Here is a 21,703-nt window from a genome sequence, read left to right as displayed (position 1 = left end):
GCTCAGTTGGTTAGAGCACATCACTCATAATGATGGGGTCACAGGTTCGAATCCCGTCGTAGCCACCAAATTGAGATTATCGATCGATTTCGGTAATGAAACAAATTGTTGGGGTATCGCCAAGCGGTAAGGCACCGGATTCTGATTCCGGCATTCCGAGGTTCGAATCCTCGTACCCCAGCCAATTTACAAAGTCGTTAAGCAGCTTGTTTAACGCAATTGGGGTGTCGCCAAGCGGTAAGGCTCTGGTTTCTGATACCAGCATTCCGGGGTTCGAATCCCTGCACCCCAGCCACTTAAAACAAACAAGCCCGCTCTGCGGGCTTTTTTGTTTTTGTACAGAATTGTGCGGCCTGATGCCCTCACCCTGGCCCTCTCCCACGGGGAGAGGGAAAAAAGTTTAGAGTCCGAGAGCGTACTTCAGGGCCTGACGCTTCAGGCCACCGGCACGTTCCGCTGCCATCAGGCCTATATTACGCAGAATACGCACTGGCGCTACGTCATTGCTGAACCCCGCATAGAACAGATCCATCCCCGACTGCATGATGAAGTTATCCGCCATACGTCGCGTCTGATAACGCTTCAGCACCTGATGGCTGGCCCAGTTTTCCGCGTGTCCGCGGGCGCTGCCCAGGACATCCAGCAGGGCATCGACGTCACGATATCCCAGGTTCACGCCCTGCCCGGCCAGCGGATGAATGGTGTGTGCCGCATCCCCCACCAGGGCTAAGCCTGCGCGGGCATACTGCAACGCATGACGGCGCGTGAGTGGGAACGCCCCGGCGGCGACCGGCGTGACGTGCCCCAGACGGCTCGGGAAGTGCAGCAGGATCTCGCGCTGCAGCTGTTCCATGTTCATCCCCTGCAGCTGACGAATGCGCGCCGGTTTGTCGTACCACACCAGCGACGCCCAGTTATCAAACAGCGGTAAAAAGGCATGCGGGCCGTTCGGCGTAAAGTGCTGCCAGGTGCTTTCACCCGGCGCATTCTCGCACTCGGCGGTAATCAGCATACAGGACTGTTCATACTGCCAGGCATGAACCCCGATCCCCGCCATCTGTCTGACCTGCGAGTTAGCGCCGTCCGCCCCGATGACCAGCTTCACGGCCAGCTCATCGCCGCTGTCGAGCGTCAGTAGATAGCCGCTCCCGTGAGGATGCAGCGCCTTAAGCGACGCAGGCACGCGCAGCGTCAACTTCGGATGCGCCTCCAGCGCCTGCCAGAGCGCCCGCTGGAGCACGTTGTTTTCCACCATATACCCCAGGCGCGGCAGCTTTAGCTCAGCGGCATCAAACGCGACGTGGGCATTTTCCCACTCCCAGGTTTCGAGGCGGCTGTAAGGGTGCGCGCGCATCGCCTGCACTCCCTCCCAGACGCCCAGCCCGCGCAGCAGATCGACGGATGCCGCGCTGATCGCAGAAATGCGCACGTCCGGTTTGCTGGCGGGATCGTAGGCTGGCGGAGCCGCCTGTTCGATTACCGTTACCTCAAATCCCTGCTGCGCCAGCCCCAGCGCCAGCGCGCCGCCGACCATACCGCCGCCGACAACGGCAACTTCGGTGTGTTGGAGTGTCATGGTCAATTTTCCTTATTGGAGAATCCCTTAAGTTTACCGGATTTTTGCGGTCCTGAGACACATAACCTTCATACTGGTCACAACCCCACCAAAGCATTACAATACGCGGCTTGCAATCCTGAGCTGAGCAAGTCGATGACTAAAAAACTCCATATAAAAACCTGGGGCTGTCAGATGAACGAATACGATTCATCCAAGATGGCCGATCTGCTGGATACCACCCACGGATACCAGCTGACTGAAAATGCGAAAGAAGCCGATGTGCTGCTGCTGAACACCTGTTCAATTCGTGAAAAAGCGCAGGAAAAAGTCTTTCACGTGTTAGGCCGCTGGAAACTTCTCAAACGAAAAAATCCGGACCTGATCATCGGCGTGGGCGGCTGCGTCGCGTCGCAGGAAGGCAAGCTGATCCGCCAGAGAGCCCCGTATGTGGACATTGTCTTTGGCCCTCAGACCCTGCACCGTCTGCCTGAGATGATCAATCAGGTTCGTGGCAACCGTAGCCCGGTCGTTGACGTCAGCTTCCCGGAAATCGAAAAATTTGACCGTCTGCCGGAGCCGCGTGCCGATGGCCCGACCGCCTTCGTCTCCATCATGGAAGGCTGTAACAAATACTGCACGTACTGCGTGGTGCCGTACACCCGTGGTGAAGAGGTCAGCCGCCCGGCAGATGACATTCTGTTTGAAATCGCGCAGCTTGCCGCGCAGGGTGTGCGCGAAGTGAACCTGCTGGGCCAGAACGTTAACGCCTGGCGCGGTGAGAACTACGACGGCACGACCGGCAGCTTTGCTGAGCTGCTGCGTCTGGTGGCCGCGATTGACGGCATCGACCGCATTCGCTTTACCACCAGCCATCCGATGGAATTTACCGATGACATCATTGACGTTTATCGCGATACGCCAGAGCTGGTGAGCTTCCTGCACCTGCCGATTCAGTGTGGCTCTGACCGCGTGCTGAACCTGATGGGCCGTCCCCATACGGTGCTGGAGTACAAATCCACCATCCGTAAGCTGCGTGAAGCACGTCCGGATATCCAGATTAGCTCCGACTTTATCGTCGGCTTCCCTGGCGAAACCGCAGAAGACTTCGAGCGCACCATGAAGCTCATCGGCGAAGTGAACTTTGACGTCAGCTACAGCTTCATCTTCTCTGCGCGTCCAGGAACACCGGCGGCCGATATGGTTGACGATGTACCGGAAGAAGAGAAAAAGCAGCGTCTGTATATTCTGCAGGAGCGCATCAACCAGCAGGCTAACGCCTGGAGCCGCCGCATGCTCGGTACCGTACAGCGCATTCTGGTGGAAGGCACTTCCCGCAAGAGCATTATGGAACTCTCTGGTCGTACGGAAAATAACCGCGTGGTGAACTTTGAAGGCACCCCGGATATGATCGGTAAATTTGTGGACGTCGAGATTGTCGAAGTGCTGACCAACTCGCTGCGCGCGAAAGTGGTCCGCACCGAAGACGAAATGGGCCTGCGTATCGCAGAGTCACCGGAATCCGTGATCTCGCGTACCCGCAAAGAAAACGATTCTGGCGTTGGGATTTACCAGCCATAATCCTTCAGGCCTGCCGCTTTGGCAGGCCTTGTATTTCCTCTCATCGCCCCCAATATCTTCCGCAACGCTTGCGCCTTTATTCTGTGGCGTGAATAATTTCGGTAATGACCGTTTTATTGCGCCGTGTGGCAGCGGGTCAGTTAATCAATCAAAGAGGAACAGTTTGAACATAGATACGCGTGAAATTAGCCTTGAGCCAGCAGACAACGCTCGCCTGCTGAGCCTGTGCGGGCCGTTTGATGACAACATCAAACAACTGGAGCGACGTCTGGGTATCGAAATCAATCGTCGCGATAATCATTTCAAACTCACCGGACGCCCTATCTGCGTCAACGCCGCTGCGGACATTCTGCGTAGCCTGTATGTCGACACCTCCCCCATGCGCGGCGAAATTCAGGATATCGAACCGGAGCAGATTCACCTCGCCATTAAAGAGGCGCGCGTGCTTGAGCAGAGCGCGGAGAGCGTGCCGGATTATGGCAAGGCAATCAACATTAAGACCAAGCGTGGCGTCATCAAGCCGCGTACGCCAAACCAGGCGCAGTATATCGCCAATATTCTCGACCACGACATCACCTTCGGCGTGGGGCCGGCGGGTACGGGTAAAACCTATCTGGCCGTTGCCGCGGCGGTCGATGCGCTGGAGCGTCAGGAAATCCGGCGTATCCTGCTGACCCGCCCTGCCGTTGAAGCCGGTGAAAAACTGGGCTTCCTGCCTGGCGATCTGAGCCAGAAGGTCGACCCGTATCTCCGTCCTTTATACGATGCGCTGTTCGAAATGCTGGGCTTTGAGAAGGTCGAGAAGCTCATTGAGCGTAACGTGATCGAAGTGGCCCCGCTCGCCTACATGCGCGGCCGTACGCTGAACGATGCGTTCATCATTCTCGATGAGAGCCAGAACACCACCATCGAACAGATGAAAATGTTCCTGACGCGTATTGGCTTTAACTCGAAAGCGGTGATTACCGGCGACGTCACGCAGATCGATCTTCCGCGCAGCACCAAATCGGGCCTGCGCCACGCCATCGAAGTGCTGGCCGAGGTCGATGAAATCAGCTTTAACTTCTTCCACAGTGAAGACGTGGTACGCCACCCGGTGGTCGCGCGTATCGTTAACGCTTATGAAGCCTGGGAAGAGGCAGATCAGAAGCGTAAGGCCGAAGTGGCCGCAGAACGTAAGCGCGAAGCGCAGGAGCAAGAACAGAAATGAGTCAGGTGATCCTCGATTTACAGCTGGCCTGTGAAGACAATTCCGGCATGCCAGATGAGGCACAGTTTCAGAAATGGCTGGATGCCGTTATCCCCCAGTTTCAGGAAGAATCAGAAGTCACGATTCGCCTGGTGGATGAAGCAGAAAGCCATGAGCTTAACCTGACCTATCGCGGGAAAGATAAGCCGACCAACGTGCTCTCTTTCCCGTTCGAAGCCCCGCCGGGCATCGAGATGCCGCTGTTGGGCGATCTGATCATCTGCCGCCAGGTGGTTGAACAGGAAGCTAAAGAGCAGCAGAAACCTCTTGAAGCCCACTGGGCGCACATGGTGGTACACGGCAGCCTGCATCTGCTCGGCTACGATCATATTGAAGACGACGAAGCGGAAGAGATGGAGTCCCTCGAGACAGAGATAATGCTTGCTCTGGGCTATGAGGATCCGTACATTGCCGAGAAAGAATAGTCAGTCACCGGACTGACTCCCCTGCCGCCACGAAAGGACATCGCGTGGCGGTAAACATTGAACTAACAAGAGAACCCTTAACAAACGCCATGAGCGACGACAATTCACACAGTAGCGACACGACAACCAGTAAAAAGGGATTTTTCTCCCTCATTCTGAACCAGCTTTTCCACGGCGAACCGAAAAACCGTGATGAACTGCTGGAGCTGATTCGTGATTCCGGGCAAAACGACCTTATCGACGAAGATACGCGCGAAATGCTCGAAGGGGTTATGGACATCGCCGACCAGCGCGTTCGCGATATCATGATTCCCCGCTCGCAGATGATCACCCTGAAACGTAACCAGACGCTGGACGAGTGTCTCGATGTCATCATCGAATCCGCCCACTCGCGTTTCCCGGTCATCAGCGAAGACAAAGATCACATCGAAGGGATTTTGATGGCGAAAGATCTGCTGCCGTTTATGCGCAGCGATGCCGAAGCCTTCAGCATGGAAAAAGTGTTACGCCAGGCCGTGGTTGTGCCGGAAAGTAAACGTGTGGATCGGATGCTGAAAGAGTTTCGCTCTCAGCGTTACCACATGGCGATTGTTATTGATGAATTTGGTGGCGTCTCCGGTCTGGTCACGATCGAGGATATCCTTGAGCTGATCGTGGGCGAAATCGAAGATGAGTATGACGAAGAAGAGGATATCGACTTCCGTCAGCTCAGCCGCCACACCTGGACCGTGCGGGCGCTGGCCTCCATTGAGGACTTCAACGACGCCTTCGGGACCCACTTCAGCGATGAAGAGGTCGATACCATTGGCGGGCTGGTGATGCAGGCCTTTGGCCACCTCCCGGCGCGCGGAGAGACCGTTGACATCGACGGTTACCAGTTCAAAGTAGCCATGGCCGACAGCCGACGTATTATACAGGTTCACGTCAGAACGCCGGACGACTCACCGGTGCCAAAACTGGAAGATTAATGTAAATGGCATTTGCCCCATTGCTTGAACGCCAGCGCGTCCGTTTGCTGCTGGCGCTGTTACTCGGAGCCAGCGGTACGCTGGCTTTTTCTCCTTACGATATCTGGCCTGCGGCCGTTCTCTCCCTGATGGGGCTTCAGGGTTTGACCCTGAACCGTCGTCCGGTACAGGCTGCCGCTATTGGCTACTTCTGGGGACTGGGGCTGTTTGGCTCAGGGATTAACTGGGTCTACGTCAGCATCGCGCAGTTTGGCGGTATGCCGGGCCCGGTAAACGTCTTCCTGGTGGTACTGCTCGCCGCGTATCTCTCGCTCTATACCGGTCTGTTCGCCGGCATCCTTTCTCGCCTGTGGCCCAAAACCACCTGGCTGCGCGTCGCCATTGCCGCGCCGGTGGTCTGGCAGATCACGGAATTCCTGCGCGGCTGGGTGCTGACCGGCTTCCCGTGGCTGCAGTTCGGCTACAGTCAGATTGACGGCCCGCTGAAAGGCCTGGCGCCGGTCATGGGCGTTGAGGCCATTAACTTCCTGCTGATGGTCGTTAGCGGCCTGCTGGTATTAGCGCTGGTTTCACGATGCTGGAAACCGCTGGCTGTGGCGCTGGTGCTGTTCGCCCTGCCCTTCCCGCTGCGCTATATCCAGTGGTTCACGCCGGAGCCCGCGCGCGCCATGCAGGTCTCCATGGTGCAGGGGAATATCCCGCAGTCGATGAAGTGGGACGAGAAAGAACTGCTGAATACGCTGAAGATCTACGCCAACGCCACCGAAGAGGTGATGGGTAAATCGCAGCTGATTATCTGGCCGGAGTCTGCTATTCCCGATCTGGAGATCAACCAGCAGCCGTTCCTCAACATGATGAACGACCTGCTGCTCTCGCGTGGCAGTACGCTGATCACCGGCATTGTCGATGCGCGTCTGAATCAGCAGAACCGCTACGACACCTACAACACCATCATTACGCTCGGCAAAGACAGCGAATACAGCTACCACTCCACCGATCGGTACAACAAGAACCACCTGGTGCCGTTTGGTGAATTTGTGCCGCTGGAGTCAATTCTTCGCCCGCTGGCCCCGTTCTTCGATCTGCCGATGTCCTCCTTCAGCCGCGGACCGTACGTTCAGCCTCAGCTGCATGCGCACGGCGCAGCCCTGACGGCGGCCATCTGCTACGAAATCATTCTCGGCGAGCAGGTGCGCGATAACTTCCGCCCGGATACGGACTATCTGCTGACCATCTCTAACGATGCCTGGTTTGGTAAATCAATCGGCCCGTGGCAGCACTTCCAGATGGCACGCATGCGCTCCCTGGAGCTGGCCCGTCCGCTGCTGCGCAGCACCAACAACGGCATCACCGCCGTGATTGGTCCGCAGGGTGAAATCCAGGCCATGATCCCACAGTTCACCCGAGAAGTGCTGACCACCAACGTCACGCCTACCACCGGGCTGACGCCGTACGCCCGCACCGGCAACTGGCCGCTGTGGATCCTGACCGCGCTGTTCGGCTTTGGCGCGGTGCTGATGAGCCTGCGCCAGCGTCGTCGATAATCCCTCCTCTTCCTGCCGGGTGGCGCTGACGCTTACCCGGCCTACTGTTTCGCTTTTGTAGGTCGGGTAAGCGTTAGCGCCACTCGGCAATTCTCTCCAGACTTCAATTCTGGCACGCCTATTGCTTTGTTTATTCAGGTGAACGCAGTTTGGCTTACTGTGCAACTTTGTCGCACCAGCGTAGATCATCGGTAGCACCGAAACGGTGCAACGGGAGATATTTGCCTCTGAATGGTGCGGCGTGCTTCGCAAAAATAAACAATAACGCAGCAAAATCTTTACATTAAGCCAGACTAAATGTTAACAAGCTTGCATAACACTGCACTCGCATTGCGCGAGATATAACAACATCACAATGGGTATCAATGCGTCGCTGGCGCTGATAAAAAAGGAGTTGGGTATGCAATTACGTAAACTGGCCACAGCAATGCTGGTTTTGGGGATGTCCGCAGGCGTGGTTCACGCTGAAGACGCTCCGGCAGCAGGCAGCACTCTCGACAAGATTGCCAAAAACGGCGTTATCGTGGTCGGCCACCGTGAATCTTCTGTCCCGTTCTCTTACTACGACAACACGCAAAAAGTCGTGGGCTATTCACAGGATTACTCCAACGCCATCGTTGAAGCTGTGAAGAAAAAGCTGAACAAACCTGACCTGCAGGTGAAGCTGATCCCCATCACTTCACAGAACCGTATTCCGCTGCTGCAAAACGGCACCTTTGACTTCGAGTGTGGCTCCACCACCAACAACCTCGAGCGTCAGAAGCAGGCTGCCTTCTCCGACACCATCTTTGTTGTGGGCACCCGCCTGCTGACGAAGAAAGGCGGTGAGATCAAAGACTTCGCTGACCTGAAAGGGAAAGCGGTCGTTGTCACCTCCGGGACCACGTCTGAAGTGCTGCTGCACAAGCTGAACGACGAGAAGAAAATGGATATGCGCATCATCAGCGCGAAAGACCATGGCGACTCCTTCCGTACCCTGGAAAGCGGTCGTGCCGTCGCGTTTATGATGGACGACGCCCTACTGGCAGGCGAGCGTGCGAAAGCGAAGAAACCAGACAACTGGGATATCGTCGGTACCGCGCAGTCGAAAGAAGCCTACGGCTGTATGCTGCGTAAAGACGATCCGCAGTTCAAAAAGCTGATCGATGACACCATCGCCCAGGTGCAGACCTCAGGCGAAGCGGAAAAATGGTTCGACAAATGGTTCAAGAACCCGATTCCACCAAAAAACCTGAACATGAATTTTGAACTGTCAGACGACATGAAAGCGCTGTTCAAATCTCCAAATGACAAGGCTCTTAACTAATTAGAACAACAGGGGCGGGATCTCCTGCCCTCTCGATTGTCGGGAAGCATGGACAGACTATACGTTGAGTGGTCGTTCCCCACTCAGCGCGAAAAATGAGCTTCTCACCAATCTTCGAGGGTAGCGCTGCTACCCTTTTTTTTCTGGAGTTTATTATGTCAATCGACTGGAACTGGGGCATATTCCTGCAACAAGCCCCGTTCGGCAACACCACCTATCTTGGCTGGCTGTGGAGCGGCTTTCAGGTCACCGTGGCATTATCGATAACGGCGTGGATCATCGCGTTTCTTGTCGGTTCTCTGTTCGGTATTCTGCGCACCGTCCCTAACCGTTTTCTTTCAACACTCGGCACCCTGTACGTGGAACTGTTCCGTAACGTTCCGCTGATCGTGCAGTTCTTTACCTGGTATCTGGTTATCCCGGAACTGCTGCCGGAAAATATTGGCATGTGGTTCAAGTCGGAACTGGATCCGAATGTGCAGTTCTTTGTCTCCTCCATGATGTGTCTGGGGCTGTTTACCGCTGCGCGCGTTTGCGAGCAGGTGCGTGCCGCCATTCAGTCATTACCCCGCGGACAAAAAAATGCGGGTCTGGCGATGGGGTTAACCCTGCCACAAACCTACCGCTACGTGCTGCTGCCTAACGCCTACCGCGTCATCGTTCCACCGATGACCTCCGAGATGATGAACCTGGTGAAAAACTCGGCCATCGCCTCGACCATCGGCCTGGTTGATATGGCCGCGCAGGCGGGCAAGCTGCTGGATTACTCCGCTCACGCGTGGGAATCCTTCACCGCGATCACGCTCGCCTACGTTCTGATTAACGCTTTCATCATGCTGGTGATGAACCTGGTTGAACGCAAAATTCGCCTGCCGGGCAACATGGGGGGCAAATAATGTACGAATTTGACTGGAGTTCTATCGTTCCATCCATGCCTTACCTGCTTGATGGACTGATGATTACCTTAAAAATCACCGTCATTGCCATTATCGTCGGTATCGTCTGGGGCACCCTGCTGGCCGTTATGCGCCTGTCGAGCTTTAAGCCGCTCGCCTGGTTTGCGACCGCCTACGTTAACGTGTTCCGCTCCATCCCGCTGGTAATGGTGCTGCTGTGGTTTTACCTGATTGTGCCCGGCTTCCTGCAAAACGTGCTGGGGCTGTCGCCAAAAACCGATATCCGTCTGATCTCGGCGATGGTGGCGTTCTCAATGTTTGAGGCCGCTTACTACTCGGAGATTATCCGTGCAGGCATTCAGAGCATCTCCCGCGGGCAATCCAGCGCCGCGCTGGCGCTGGGGATGACGCACTGGCAGTCCATGCAGCTCATTATTCTGCCGCAGGCGTTTCGCGCCATGGTTCCGCTCCTGCTGACCCAGGGAATTGTGCTGTTCCAGGATACGTCCCTGGTCTACGTGCTGAGCCTGGCAGACTTCTTCCGTACCGCGTCCACCATCGGTGAGCGTGATGGTACGCAGGTTGAGATGGTGCTCTTTGCGGGAGCGGTCTATTTTGTGATTAGTTTAAGCGCGTCGCTGTTGGTCAGCTGGCTGAAGAAAAGGACGGTACAATGATTTCCCTGAAAAATGTTTCTAAATGGTATGGGCACTTTCAGGTGCTGACCGACTGCTCCACCGAAGTGAAAAAAGGCGACGTGGTAGTGGTGTGCGGACCGTCCGGTTCCGGTAAATCGACGCTGATCAAAACCGTCAATGGTCTGGAGCCGGTCCAGCAGGGCGAGATCGTCGTCAACGGTACCAAAGTCAACGACAAGAAAACCAATCTTGCCCAGCTTCGCTCTCACGTTGGTATGGTGTTCCAGCATTTTGAGCTGTTCCCTCACCTCTCCATTATTGAGAACCTGACGCTGGCCCAGGTGAAAGTGCTCAAGCGTGATAAAAAAGCGTCGCGCGAGAAAGGCCTGAAGCTCCTGGAACGCGTTGGCCTCTCTGCGCATGCCGATAAGTTCCCGGCGCAGCTTTCTGGCGGCCAGCAGCAGCGTGTGGCGATCGCCCGCGCGCTGTGCATGGATCCGGTTGCCATGCTGTTTGATGAGCCCACGTCGGCGCTCGATCCGGAGATGATCAACGAAGTGCTGGACGTGATGGTCGAGCTGGCGCACGAAGGGATGACCATGATGGTGGTGACCCATGAAATGGGCTTCGCCCGCAAGGTGGCCAACCGCGTGATCTTCATGGACGAAGGGAAAATTGTCGAAGATTCCCCGAAAGAGGAATTCTTCGCCAACCCGAAATCGGAACGTGCGAAAGATTTCCTCGCGAAAATCCTGCACTAACCTTCTCAGTGCGCAATCTGCGGATTGCGCACTGCCTCACGCTTTCGCTCACTTCTTCTCGTCGGTGCCCCATTGCAGCGTTAACCTTGTCACAAAATAACGCTATGAATGGAGAACGCTATGGCACAACCTATAATTTTCGATTGCGACCCGGGTCATGATGACGCGATCGCGCTCGTCCTTGCACTTGCCTCCCCCGAGCTCGACGTCAAAGCCGTCACCTCTTCTGCCGGAAACCAGACGCCGGATAAAACCCTGCGTAACGTTTTGCGCATGCTGACGCTGCTCAAGCGCACGGATATTCCTGTCGCCGGCGGCGCCCTCAAGCCCCTGATGCGTGAATTAATTATTGCGGATAACGTGCATGGCGAAAGCGGGCTGGACGGTCCGGCGCTGCCGGAACCTGGCTTCACGCCGCAAAGCTGCACCGCCGTGGAGCTGATGGCAAAGGTGCTGCGCGAGAGCGCGGAACCCGTCACCCTGGTGGCAACGGGACCGCAAACCAACGTCGCGCTGCTGCTGAACAGCCATCCTGAACTGCACAGCAAAATCGCTCGTATCGTCATCATGGGCGGGGCTATGGGCCTGGGAAACTGGACGCCTTCCGCAGAGTTCAACATTTTTGTCGATCCGGAAGCAGCGGAAATCGTCTTCCAGTCGGGCCTGCCAGTTGTGATGGCAGGGCTGGACGTGACGCATCGCGCGCAGATTATGGCAGACGACATTGAGCGCTTCCGCTCCGTTGGCAATCCGGTCGCGACAACCGTGGCTGAGCTGCTCGACTTCTTTATGGAGTATCACAAAGCCGAGAAATGGGGATTCCACGGCGCGCCGCTGCACGATCCGTGCACCATTGCCTGGCTGTTAAAACCGGAGATGTTTACCACGGTCCACAGGTGGGTTGGCGTCGAAACGCAGGGGAAATACACCCAGGGGATGACGGTGGTGGACTACTACTCGCTGACGGGGAATAAACCGAATACCACGGTGATAGTGGATATTGACCGTGAGGCGTTTGTGGATTTGCTGGCGGAGAGACTGGCTTACTATAGTGCGTAGTGCGGCCTGATGCCCTCACCCCGGCCCTCTCCCACGGGGAGAGGGCGCAAACCTGCGCTTTTACCTAGGGCTCAAACGGCCGACGCTGGAACTGATCGTGGCCGCATTTCGGACACAGCGACAGGACCTCCGGCGTATACACCGCAATATGATGGTGGCAATTCTCGCACACCAGATTTCCCAGCCCGACCACTTCACCGCTGTGGTACACACCGTGGTGGTTTAAATCCTGAAAGACTTCACGCCACTCCAGCTGCGTTTTATCGGTGATATCGGCCAGCTCCTGCCACAGGCTCTCTTTGATCACCCGCATGAAAACGCTGTCCGTGACCTCCTCCTGGCTTTCCTGGTAGCTGCGCGCGAACTCTTCCAGATCGCGACGCACGGCGCGGGTCACCTCTTCCACTTCGGTTCGCGTTAACTCACCCGTTTGCGACACGCGGGCACGCGCCTGCTCCACCAGCGCGTCGATATCACGCTCGCCGTTACGCAGCCGTTCCGTCAGTGTCGCCACCAGTTCGCGGTAAAATTGAGCAACCTTGTTCATCATTTTGCCTCCCGGGTAAGTAACTATTTCTAATAATAGACCTTATTTCAGCGCCGCTTTGTCAGGTGAAGCACAGACCCGGTAAATTCCTGCAAAGCGCATTTGTGCGAAAGGCTGTTTTGACGCGGGCGTTTGGGCTATGCTATGCGGATCTGAATTACCACATCCATTGGCTACATTTGTAGCTGTATTGAACACAGGACCACTGGCTGCCATGCAAGAGCAATACCGCCCGGAAGAGATAGAATCAAAAGTCCAGCAACACTGGGACGAGAAGCGCACCTTTGAAGTAACCGAAGACGAGAGCAAAGAGAAGTATTACTGCCTGTCGATGCTTCCCTATCCTTCTGGTCGACTACACATGGGCCACGTGCGTAACTACACCATCGGTGATGTGATTGCGCGCTACCAGCGCATGCTGGGCAAAAACGTTCTGCAACCCATCGGTTGGGATGCGTTCGGTCTGCCTGCGGAAGGCGCGGCGGTCAAAAACAATACGGCGCCGGCACCGTGGACGTACGACAACATCGCGTACATGAAAAACCAGCTCAAAATGCTGGGCTTTGGCTATGACTGGAGCCGCGAGCTGGCAACCTGTACCCCGGAATATTACCGCTGGGAACAGAAATTCTTCACCGAGCTGTACAAAAAAGGCCTGGTGTACAAGAAGACCTCTGCCGTTAACTGGTGCCCGAATGACCAGACCGTTCTCGCGAACGAACAGGTTATCGATGGCTGCTGCTGGCGCTGTGATACCAAAGTGGAGCGTAAAGAGATCCCGCAGTGGTTTATTAAAATCACCGCTTACGCTGATGAGCTGCTGAACGATCTGGATAATCTGGACCACTGGCCAGATACCGTTAAGACCATGCAGCGCAACTGGATCGGCCGTTCTGAAGGCGTGGAAATTACCTTCAACGTTGAGAACTACGACCAGACCCTGACCGTCTACACCACCCGTCCGGACACCTTCATGGGCGCGACCTACCTGGCCGTGGCCGCAGGTCACCCGCTGGCGCAGAAAGCGGCAGAAAACAATCCGGAACTGGCTACCTTCATCGACGAGTGCCGCAACACGAAAGTGGCCGAAGCCGATATGGCAACGATGGAGAAAAAAGGGGTTGATACCGGCTTTAAGGCCATTCACCCGCTGACGGGCGAAGCGATCCCTGTCTGGGCCGCCAACTTCGTACTGATGGAGTACGGCACAGGCGCCGTGATGGCTGTTCCGGGTCACGACCAGCGCGACTATGAATTTGCCACTAAATATGGCCTGACCATCAAGCCTGTTATTCTGACGGCGGACGGTTCTGAACCAGACCTGTCCGAACAAGCGCTGACCGAAAAAGGGACCTTGTTCAACTCCGGCGAGTTCAACGGTCTGAGCTTCGAAGAGGGCTTCAACGCTATCGCCGACAAGCTGGCCTCCCTTGGCGTGGGCGAGCGTAAAGTTAACTTCCGTCTGCGCGACTGGGGCGTTTCCCGTCAGCGTTACTGGGGTGCGCCAATTCCAATGGTGACGCTGGAAGATGGCACCGTGATGCCAACGCCGGAAGATCAGCTGCCGGTGATCCTGCCGGAAGACGTGGTCATGGACGGTATCACCAGCCCGATCAAAGCCGATCCTGAGTGGGCAAAAACCACCGTCAACGGTCAGCCCGCGCTGCGCGAAACCGACACCTTTGACACCTTTATGGAGTCATCCTGGTACTATGCTCGCTACACCTGTCCTCAGTATCAGGACGGCATGCTGGATTCCAAAGCAGCGAACTACTGGCTGCCGGTAGATATCTACATCGGTGGTATCGAACACGCCATCATGCACCTGCTCTACTTCCGCTTCTTCCACAAGCTGATGCGCGATGCGGGCATGGTGAACTCTGACGAACCTGCAAAACAGCTGCTGTGTCAGGGCATGGTGCTGGCGGATGCCTTCTATTACGTCGGGGCAAACGGCGAGCGTAACTGGGTATCTCCGGTTGACGCGATCGTTGAGCGCGACGAGAAGGGCCGTATCGTGAAGGCGAAAGACGCTGAAGGTCACGAGCTGGTCTACACCGGCATGAGCAAAATGTCCAAGTCGAAAAACAACGGTATCGACCCGCAGGTGATGGTTGAGCGTTATGGTGCGGATACCGTGCGTCTGTTCATGATGTTTGCCTCTCCGGCAGACATGACGCTGGAATGGCAGGAGTCTGGCGTGGAAGGCGCAAACCGCTTCCTGAAACGCGTCTGGAAGCTGGTTTACGAGCACACCTCACTGGGCGATGCCCCGGCGCTGAACGCTGCTGCCCTGACTGAAGATCAGCAGGCGCTGCGTCGTGACGTTCATAAAACCATTGCGAAAGTGACCGATGATATTGGTCGTCGTCAGACCTTCAATACCGCAATTGCGGCTATTATGGAACTGATGAACAAGCTGGCGAAAGCCCCGCAGGACGGCGAGCAGGATCGTGCCTTAATGCGTGAAGCGCTGCTGGCCGTTGTTCGCATGCTGAACCCGTTCACGCCGCACGTTAGCTTTACCCTGTGGCAGGAGCTGAAAGGCGAAGGCGATATCGACAACGCGCCGTGGCCGCAGGCTGACGAAGCCGCGATGGTGGAGAACACCACGCTGGTCGTGGTCCAGGTGAACGGTAAAGTCCGCGGTAAAATTACCGTGGCGGTCGATGCAACCGAAGAACAGGTTCGCGAGCGCGCGGGCCAGGAACCACTGGTCGCTAAATATCTTGAGGGCGTTACCGTACGTAAAGTGATCTACGTACCTGGTAAACTGCTGAATCTGGTCGTTGGCTAAGCGCGGGAGGAAACGTGCGACAACTGGCAACAATACTCTTATCTCTGGCGGTGCTTGTCACCGCTGGCTGCGGCTGGCACCTGCGCAATACCACGGCGGTGCCTGCTCAGATGAAAACCATGATCTTTGATTCCGGAGATCCGAACGGTCCACTCAGCCGGGCAATTCGCAATCAGCTGCGTCTGAACGGCGTTGAGCTTGTTGAGAAACAGACGCTGCGTCAGGATGTACCGTCTCTGCGTGTGACAGGAAGTGGTCTGTCGAGAGACACTGCGTCTATCTTCCAGGATGGCCGTACCGCAGAGTATCAAATGGTGTTGACGGTCAACGCGGCAGTTCTGATCCCGGGTAAAGACATCTATCCGATCAGCACGAAAGTGTACCGTTCGTTCTTCGATAACCCGCAGACGGCGCTGGCAAAAGATGCCGAACAGCAGATTATCATCAACGAAATGTATGACAAGGCGGCGGAACAGCTGATCCGTAAACTGCCAAGTATTGCAGCGTCAACCAAACAAGGATCTGACATTGTTGATAAACCGGTTGATGGCACGCTTCCTGCTGCTAACTCTCTGGGTAAATGATGATCAGGCTGTATCCTGAACAACTCCGCGCGCAGCTCAATGAAGGGCTGCGCGCGGCGTATCTGCTTCTTGGAAACGATCCGTTATTACTTCAGGAAAGCCTGGATGCCGTGCGGCATGCCGCCGCCGCGCAGGGCTTTGATGAACACCACACCGTCCAGTTGGATAACAATACCGACTGGAACGCCCTCTTCTCGCTCTGTCAGGCGATGAGCCTGTTCGCATCGCGCCAGACGATTCAGATCCTGCTGCCGGAAAACGGGCCTAACGCGGCGATGAACGAGCAGCTCGCTACGCTGGTCAGCCTCTTACACAGCGATCTGATCCTGATTGTGCGTGGCAACAAGCTGACCAAAGCGCAGGAAAACGCGGCATGGTTTACCCAACTCGCGCCCCACGCGGTGCTGGTCACCTGTCAGACGCCTGAGCAGGCGCATCTGCCTAAATGGGTCGCCGCGAGAGCGAAGCAGCACAACCTTCAGCTGGATGACGCGGCGAACCAGCTGCTCTGCTACTGCTATGAAGGTAACCTGCTGGCCCTGGCGCAGGCGCTGGACAGACTCTCCCTGCTCTGGCCGGACGGCAAGCTGACCTTGCCGCGCGTCGAGCAGGCCGTTAACGACGCGGCGCACTTCACGCCGTTCCACTGGGTGGACGCGCTGCTGTCGGCAAAAAGTAAACGCGCCCTGCATATTCTGCAGCAGCTGCGCCTCGAAGGCAGCGAACCGGTTATTCTGCTGCGAACCCTGCAGCGCGAACTGCTGCTGCTGATTACGCTCAAGCGTCAGTCTGCCCATACGCCTTTGCGTTCGCTGTTTGATAAACACCGGGTGTGGCAAAATCGCCGGGCTTTGACCACCGAGGCCATCAACCGCCTGAGTCATGAACAGCTTCGCCAGGCGGTACAGCTTCTGATGCGCGCCGAGCTTACGCTAAAGCAAGATTACGGCCAGTCGGTCTGGGCGGAGCTGGAAAGCCTTTCCCTGCTGCTCTGCCACAAGGCGCTGGCAGACGTTTTTATTGATGGATAGTATGCACTCTTTACAGGCCCTGTATGGCGGCACCTTCGACCCGGTACACTACGGGCATCTGAAGCCGGTTGAAATTCTGGCGAATCTGATCGGCCTTCAGCGCGTCACCATCATGCCGAATAATGTCCCGCCCCATCGTCCACAGCCTGAGGCGACCAGCGAGCAGCGAAAAGAGATGCTTGCCCTTGCCATCGCAGATAAGCCGCTCTTCCGGCTTGACGAGCGTGAGCTGCGTCGCGATACGCCCTCCTGGACCTCGCAGACGCTTCAGGAGTGGCGCGCAGAACAAGGTCCAGACCAGCCGCTGGCTTTTATCATCGGACAGGACTCCCTGCTGAACTTCCCCACATGGCATAAATATGAAACCATCCTGGAGAACAGCCACCTGCTCGTCTGCCGCCGTCCTGGCTATCCGCTGACCATGCGCGAAGCGCAGTACCAGCAGTGGCTGGAAGATCATCTCACCGCCAATGTTGAAGATCTCCACAATCAGCCTGCCGGGAAGATTTATCTGGCGGAAACGCCGTGGTTCGATATCTCTGCAACCCTCATTCGCGAGCGCTTACAGCAGGGTTTAGCGTGTGACGATCTGCTCCCCGCACCGGTGCTGGCCTATATCCATACGCATGGTTTGTATCAGAAAAGCGCAGATGAATAGCCGGAGGGCATAAAAAGCGGCTTATTGTTTATCCTGCCTTGACAGGGTAAGCCATACTGTTATTCTCCGCTGCCAGACTTTCCCGCCGATGATTGCTTTACAGAAATTGTTTTACAAAAATGGCGATGCAATCTCAGGCAGAGGGTGGGATGATACCCGCCTTCAAAAGCCCGACCGGAGACTTTTGTCCCGACACAGGCATGAGTTCAGGTATACTGTCTGGCTACGAATTCAACGTTTTACAATCTCATTCACCCCAGGGGGAAAACTTGCAGGGTAAAGCACTCCAGGATTTTGTTATTGACAAAATTGATGACCTGAAAGGTCAGGACATCATCGCTATCGACGTTAAGGGTAAATCCAGTATTACCGACTGCATGATCATCTGCACCGGTACGTCCACACGTCATGTTGTTTCAATTGCCGATCACGTGGTACAGGAATCACGTGCTGCAGGGCTGTTGCCGCTCGGCGTTGAAGGTGAAGCGACGGCTGACTGGGTGGTTGTCGATCTCGGCGATGTGATTGTCCACGTCATGCAGGAAGAGAGCCGTCGCCTGTATGAGCTGGAAAAACTCTGGGGTTAATGCGTGAAGTTGCAGCTGGTCGCCGTCGGCACCAAAATGCCGGACTGGGTACAAACCGGTTTTACTGAATATCTGCGTCGTTTTCCAAAAGACATGCCGTTCGAACTGGTGGAAATCCCCGCCGGTAAGCGCGGCAAGAACGCCGATATCAAACGTATTCTCGATAAAGAGGGCGAACTGATGCTGGCTGCCGCTGGCAAAAACCGCATCGTCACCCTCGATATTCCAGGAAAACCCTGGGATACGCCGCAGCTGGCGCACGAACTGGAGCGCTGGAAGCAGGATGGCCGTGACGTCAGTCTGTTGATTGGCGGACCCGAAGGGTTATCCCCTGCCTGCAAAGCGGCAGCAGAACAAAGTTGGTCCCTCTCCGCGCTGACGCTTCCCCACCCGCTCGTTCGGGTACTGGTGGCAGAAAGCCTGTATCGCGCGTGGAGCATTACTACCAACCACCCCTATCACCGCGAGTAATGACTGACCAGGGTAGATTAAGCAGCGGATGAAACTACAGAATTCTTTTCGCGACTATACGGCTGAGTCCGCGCTGTTTGTGCGCCGGGCGCTGGTCGCCTTCACCGGGATTTTGCTGCTTACCGGCGTGCTGATCGCCAACCTTTATAATCTGCAAATTGTCCGTTTTACCGACTACCAGACGCGTTCCAACGAAAACCGTATCAAGCTGGTGCCTATCGCACCCAGCCGCGGCATTATTTACGATCGCAACGGCACCCCGCTGGCGTTAAACCGCACCATCTATCAAATCGAGATGATGCCGGAAAAAGTCGATAACGTTCAGGATACGCTGGAAGCGCTGAAAAGCGTTGTTGACCTTAACGACGACGATATCGCCGCCTTCAAAAAAGAGCGCGCCCGCTCTCACCGTTTCACCTCCATCCCGGTTAAAACCAACCTGACGGAAGTCCAGGTGGCCCGCTTTGCGGTAAACCAGTACCGTTTCCCCGGCGTGGAAGTAAAGGGCTACAAGCGTCGCTACTACCCTTACGGATCCGCGCTGACGCATGTGATTGGCTACGTCTCCAAGATTAACGATAAAGACGTCGACCGCCTCGATAAAGACGGCAAGCTGGCGAACTACGCCGCAACGCACGACATCGGTAAGCTCGGTATTGAACGCTACTACGAAGATGTCCTGCACGGGCAAACCGGCTATGAAGAGGTTGAGGTTAACAACCGTGGACGCGTGATTCGCCAGCTTAAAGAAGTGCCGCCTCAGGCGGGGCATGACGTCTATCTGACCCTCGACCTTAAGCTACAGCAGTATATTGAAACCCTGCTGGCGGGCAGCCGCGCAGCCGTTGTGGTCACCGATCCCCGCACCGGCGGCATCCTGGCGATGGTGTCTATGCCAAGCTATGACCCGAACCTGTTTGTTGACGGCATTTCCAGTAAAGACTACTCCGGTCTGCTGAATGACCCCAACACGCCGCTGGTGAACCGCGCGACGCAAGGGGTTTACCCGCCGGCATCCACGGTTAAACCGTACGTGGCGGTCTCTGCACTGAGTGCTGGCGTCATCAACCGCAATACCAGCCTGTTTGACCCAGGCTGGTGGCAGTTGCCCGGTTCAGAAAAGCGCTATCGCGACTGGAAAAAATGGGGCCACGGCCATCTGAACGTCACCAAATCGCTGGAGGAGTCTGCGGATACCTTCTTCTATCAGGTGGCGTATGACATGGGGATCGACCGCCTGTCTGAGTGGATGAGCAAATTCGGCTACGGACACTACACCGGCGTTGACCTTGCGGAAGAACGCTCCGGCAACATGCCGACGCGCGAATGGAAGCTGAAGCGCTTTAAAAAACCGTGGTATCAGGGCGACACCATTCCGGTGGGTATCGGTCAGGGGTACTGGACGGCAACGCCGCTTCAGATGAACAAAGCCATGATGATCCTCATCAATGACGGCGTGGTGAAAGTGCCTCACCTGCTGCAGAGTACGGTTGAAGACGGCAAAAAAGTGCCGTGGAACCAGCCGCACGAAGCGCCGGTGGGTGACATTCATTCCGGCTTCTGGGAAATCGCGAAAGACGGTATGTACGGCGTGGCAAACCGCCCGAACGGTACCGCACACAAGTATTTCGCCGGTACGCCGTACAAAGTGGCGGCGAAGTCCGGTACTGCGCAGGTCTTTGGCCTGAAAGCCAACGAAACCTATAACGCGCACCGCATTGCCGAACGTCTGCGTGACCACAAGCTGATGACGGCGTTTGCCCCTTATGACAACCCGCAGGTCGCGGTGGCGATGATTCTGGAGAACGGCGGTGCCGGGCCTGCAGTAGGGACCATCATGCGCCAGATCCTTGACCACATTATGCTGGGTGATAACAACACCGAACTGCCGGCTGAAAACCCGGCCGCCGCTGCGGCGGAGGACCAATAATCATGACGGATAATCCAAATAAAAAATCGCTGTGGGACAAAATCCACATCGACCCAGCCATGCTGCTGATCCTGCTGGCTCTGCTGGTTTACAGCGCGCTGGTAATCTGGAGCGCCAGCGGCCAGGACATCGGGATGATGGAGCGCAAAATCGGCCAGATCGCCATGGGCCTGATCATTATGGTGGTGATGGCGCAGATCCCGCCGCGCGTCTACGAAGGCTGGGCGCCCTACCTCTACATCTTCTGTATTATTTTGCTGGTTGCGGTAGATGCGTTTGGCGCCATTTCAAAAGGGGCGCAACGCTGGCTGGATTTGGGCATTGTCCGCTTTCAGCCTTCGGAAATTGCCAAAATCGCCGTGCCCTTAATGGTGGCACGCTTCATCAACCGCGACGTCTGTCCGCCGTCGCTGAAGAATACCGCTATCGCGCTGGTGCTGATTTTCCTGCCAACGCTGCTGGTTGCGGCACAGCCTGACCTGGGTACCTCTATCCTCATCGCCCTCTCCGGCCTGTTTGTCCTGTTCCTGTCGGGCCTGAGCTGGCGCCTGATTGGTATCGCGGTAGTGCTGATTGCGGCGTTCATCCCTATTCTCTGGTTCTTCCTGATGCACGATTACCAGCGCCAGCGCGTCATGATGCTGCTCGATCCGGAAACCGATCCGCTGGGCGCGGGCTATCATATTATTCAGTCCAAGATTGCGATTGGCTCCGGCGGCCTGCGCGGTAAAGGCTGGCTGCACGGCACGCAGTCGCAGCTGGAATTTTTACCGGAACGCCACACCGACTTTATCTTTGCCGTCCTGGCGGAAGAGCTGGGGCTGGTGGGCATCTTAATACTCCTGGCCCTATACGTTCTGCTGATCATGCGGGGATTGTGGATTGCAGCACGCGCGCAAACGACCTTTGGTCGCGTCATGGCTGGCGGGTTGATGCTGATTTTATTCGTTTATGTCTTCGTAAATATTGGTATGGTGAGTGGTATTCTGCCGGTGGTAGGCGTACCGCTGCCGCTGGTGAGTTACGGAGGCTCGGCACTGATCGTGTTGATGGCCGGGTTTGGTATCGTGATGTCGATCCATACCCACAGAAAAATGTTGTCAAAAAGCGTATAAA

General features: G+C 56.1%; 20 protein-coding genes and 2 tRNA genes. 20 read left to right on the top strand and 2 right to left on the bottom strand.

Features of this window, described 5'->3' with window-relative positions:
* Positions 1 to 109: 109 nt before the first annotated feature.
* Both AA74_RS0115325 and AA74_RS0115320 read left to right on the top strand, forming a co-directional pair.
* A tRNA-Gln gene (locus tag AA74_RS0115325) sits at positions 110 to 184 on the top strand.
* 36 nt (positions 185 to 220) lie between these two features.
* Positions 221 to 295: transfer RNA gene (locus AA74_RS0115320), tRNA-Gln, on the top strand.
* A 105-nt stretch (positions 296 to 400) separates the two neighbouring features.
* Here AA74_RS0115320 and ubiF read toward each other — a convergent pair.
* Positions 401 to 1,576: a 3-demethoxyubiquinol 3-hydroxylase gene (gene ubiF / locus AA74_RS0115315; protein ID WP_025912720.1), complete on the bottom strand. Its 1,176-nt coding sequence runs from the start codon at positions 1,574 to 1,576 to the stop codon at positions 401 to 403.
* Positions 1,577 to 1,711: 135 nt separating this feature from the next.
* Here ubiF and miaB point away from each other — a divergent pair, with 135 nt between their 5' ends.
* From miaB to rihA, 10 genes are all read left to right on the top strand, one after another.
* Entirely contained in the window at positions 1,712 to 3,136 is a 1,425-nt protein-coding gene (gene miaB / locus AA74_RS0115310; protein ID WP_021242573.1) for a tRNA (N6-isopentenyl adenosine(37)-C2)-methylthiotransferase MiaB, read from the top strand.
* Positions 3,137 to 3,299: 163 nt separating this feature from the next.
* Positions 3,300 to 4,346, top strand: a complete 1,047-nt coding sequence (locus AA74_RS0115305; RefSeq protein ID WP_025912719.1) for a PhoH family protein — start codon at positions 3,300 to 3,302, stop codon at positions 4,344 to 4,346.
* On the top strand, positions 4,343 to 4,810 hold the full coding sequence (gene ybeY, locus AA74_RS0115300) for an rRNA maturation RNase YbeY (RefSeq protein WP_008501052.1): 468 nt from the start codon (positions 4,343 to 4,345) through the stop codon (positions 4,808 to 4,810). The genes AA74_RS0115305 and ybeY overlap by 4 nt, the downstream gene beginning before the upstream one ends.
* 89 nt (positions 4,811 to 4,899) lie before the next feature.
* On the top strand, positions 4,900 to 5,778 hold the full coding sequence (gene corC, locus AA74_RS0115295) for a CNNM family magnesium/cobalt transport protein CorC (RefSeq protein WP_021242574.1): 879 nt from the start codon (positions 4,900 to 4,902) through the stop codon (positions 5,776 to 5,778).
* A gap of 5 nt (positions 5,779 to 5,783) precedes the next feature.
* Positions 5,784 to 7,322: an apolipoprotein N-acyltransferase gene (lnt, locus tag AA74_RS0115290; protein ID WP_025912718.1), complete on the top strand. Its 1,539-nt coding sequence runs from the start codon at positions 5,784 to 5,786 to the stop codon at positions 7,320 to 7,322.
* A 400-nt stretch (positions 7,323 to 7,722) separates the two neighbouring features.
* Positions 7,723 to 8,628, top strand: coding sequence for an amino acid ABC transporter substrate-binding protein (locus AA74_RS0115285; RefSeq protein ID WP_025912717.1), 906 nt, complete (start codon positions 7,723 to 7,725; stop codon positions 8,626 to 8,628).
* A 155-nt stretch (positions 8,629 to 8,783) separates the two neighbouring features.
* Positions 8,784 to 9,524, top strand: a complete 741-nt coding sequence (gltJ, locus tag AA74_RS0115280; protein WP_008501048.1) for a glutamate/aspartate ABC transporter permease GltJ — start codon at positions 8,784 to 8,786, stop codon at positions 9,522 to 9,524.
* Positions 9,524 to 10,201 (top strand): glutamate/aspartate ABC transporter permease GltK, encoded by a 678-nt coding sequence (gene gltK, locus AA74_RS0115275; protein ID WP_008501047.1) that lies wholly within the window; start codon positions 9,524 to 9,526, stop codon positions 10,199 to 10,201. Before gltJ ends, gltK begins: the two co-directional genes overlap by 1 nt.
* Entirely contained in the window at positions 10,198 to 10,923 is a 726-nt protein-coding gene (locus AA74_RS0115270) for an amino acid ABC transporter ATP-binding protein (RefSeq protein ID WP_014883001.1), read from the top strand. Before gltK ends, AA74_RS0115270 begins: the two co-directional genes overlap by 4 nt.
* A 120-nt stretch (positions 10,924 to 11,043) precedes the next feature.
* Positions 11,044 to 11,982, top strand: coding sequence for a pyrimidine-specific ribonucleoside hydrolase RihA (gene rihA / locus AA74_RS0115265; protein WP_025912716.1), 939 nt, complete (start codon positions 11,044 to 11,046; stop codon positions 11,980 to 11,982).
* A 64-nt stretch (positions 11,983 to 12,046) separates the two neighbouring features.
* Here rihA and AA74_RS0115260 read toward each other — a convergent pair whose 3' ends face one another.
* Complete coding sequence (locus AA74_RS0115260) at positions 12,047 to 12,529, bottom strand: zinc ribbon-containing protein (protein WP_023617134.1); 483 nt, start codon at positions 12,527 to 12,529, stop codon at positions 12,047 to 12,049.
* Between the two features lie 214 nt (positions 12,530 to 12,743).
* Here AA74_RS0115260 and leuS point away from each other — a divergent pair, with 214 nt between their 5' ends.
* The 8 genes from leuS to mrdB all read left to right on the top strand — a co-directional run bounded on the left by leuS (position 12,744) and on the right by mrdB (position 21,702).
* Positions 12,744 to 15,326, top strand: a complete 2,583-nt coding sequence (gene leuS / locus AA74_RS01000000122230) for a leucine--tRNA ligase (RefSeq protein ID WP_021242577.1) — start codon at positions 12,744 to 12,746, stop codon at positions 15,324 to 15,326.
* A gap of 14 nt (positions 15,327 to 15,340) precedes the next feature.
* Positions 15,341 to 15,910, top strand: a complete 570-nt coding sequence (gene lptE, locus AA74_RS0115250) for an LPS assembly lipoprotein LptE (RefSeq protein ID WP_008501042.1) — start codon at positions 15,341 to 15,343, stop codon at positions 15,908 to 15,910.
* On the top strand, positions 15,910 to 16,941 hold the full coding sequence (gene holA / locus AA74_RS0115245) for a DNA polymerase III subunit delta (RefSeq protein ID WP_025912715.1): 1,032 nt from the start codon (positions 15,910 to 15,912) through the stop codon (positions 16,939 to 16,941). Before lptE ends, holA begins: the two co-directional genes overlap by 1 nt.
* Positions 16,934 to 17,599 carry a nicotinate-nucleotide adenylyltransferase gene (gene nadD, locus AA74_RS0115240; RefSeq protein WP_025912714.1) on the top strand — a complete coding sequence of 222 codons (666 nt, stop codon included), beginning with the start codon at positions 16,934 to 16,936 and terminating at the stop codon, positions 17,597 to 17,599. Before holA ends, nadD begins: the two co-directional genes overlap by 8 nt.
* A gap of 269 nt (positions 17,600 to 17,868) precedes the next feature.
* Positions 17,869 to 18,186 (top strand): ribosome silencing factor, encoded by a 318-nt coding sequence (gene rsfS, locus AA74_RS0115235; RefSeq protein ID WP_003858696.1) that lies wholly within the window; start codon positions 17,869 to 17,871, stop codon positions 18,184 to 18,186.
* 3 nt (positions 18,187 to 18,189) lie between these two features.
* A complete protein-coding gene (gene rlmH, locus AA74_RS0115230) occupies positions 18,190 to 18,657 on the top strand; it encodes a 23S rRNA (pseudouridine(1915)-N(3))-methyltransferase RlmH (RefSeq protein ID WP_003858701.1) in 468 nt (155 codons plus the stop codon).
* Between the two features lie 28 nt (positions 18,658 to 18,685).
* Positions 18,686 to 20,587, top strand: coding sequence for a peptidoglycan DD-transpeptidase MrdA (mrdA, locus tag AA74_RS0115225; protein ID WP_023293034.1), 1,902 nt, complete (start codon positions 18,686 to 18,688; stop codon positions 20,585 to 20,587).
* A gap of 2 nt (positions 20,588 to 20,589) precedes the next feature.
* On the top strand, positions 20,590 to 21,702 hold the full coding sequence (gene mrdB / locus AA74_RS0115220; protein WP_008501037.1) for a peptidoglycan glycosyltransferase MrdB: 1,113 nt from the start codon (positions 20,590 to 20,592) through the stop codon (positions 21,700 to 21,702).
* Position 21,703 lies beyond the last annotated feature (1 nt).

The sequence above is a fragment of the Enterobacter sp. 5-4 genome (assembly GCF_000612205.1).
Lineage (GTDB): Bacteria > Pseudomonadota > Gammaproteobacteria > Enterobacterales > Enterobacteriaceae > Enterobacter > Enterobacter roggenkampii.
The sequence above is the reverse complement of the archived record's forward strand: the minus strand, read 5'-3'. Positions and strand labels throughout refer to the sequence as shown.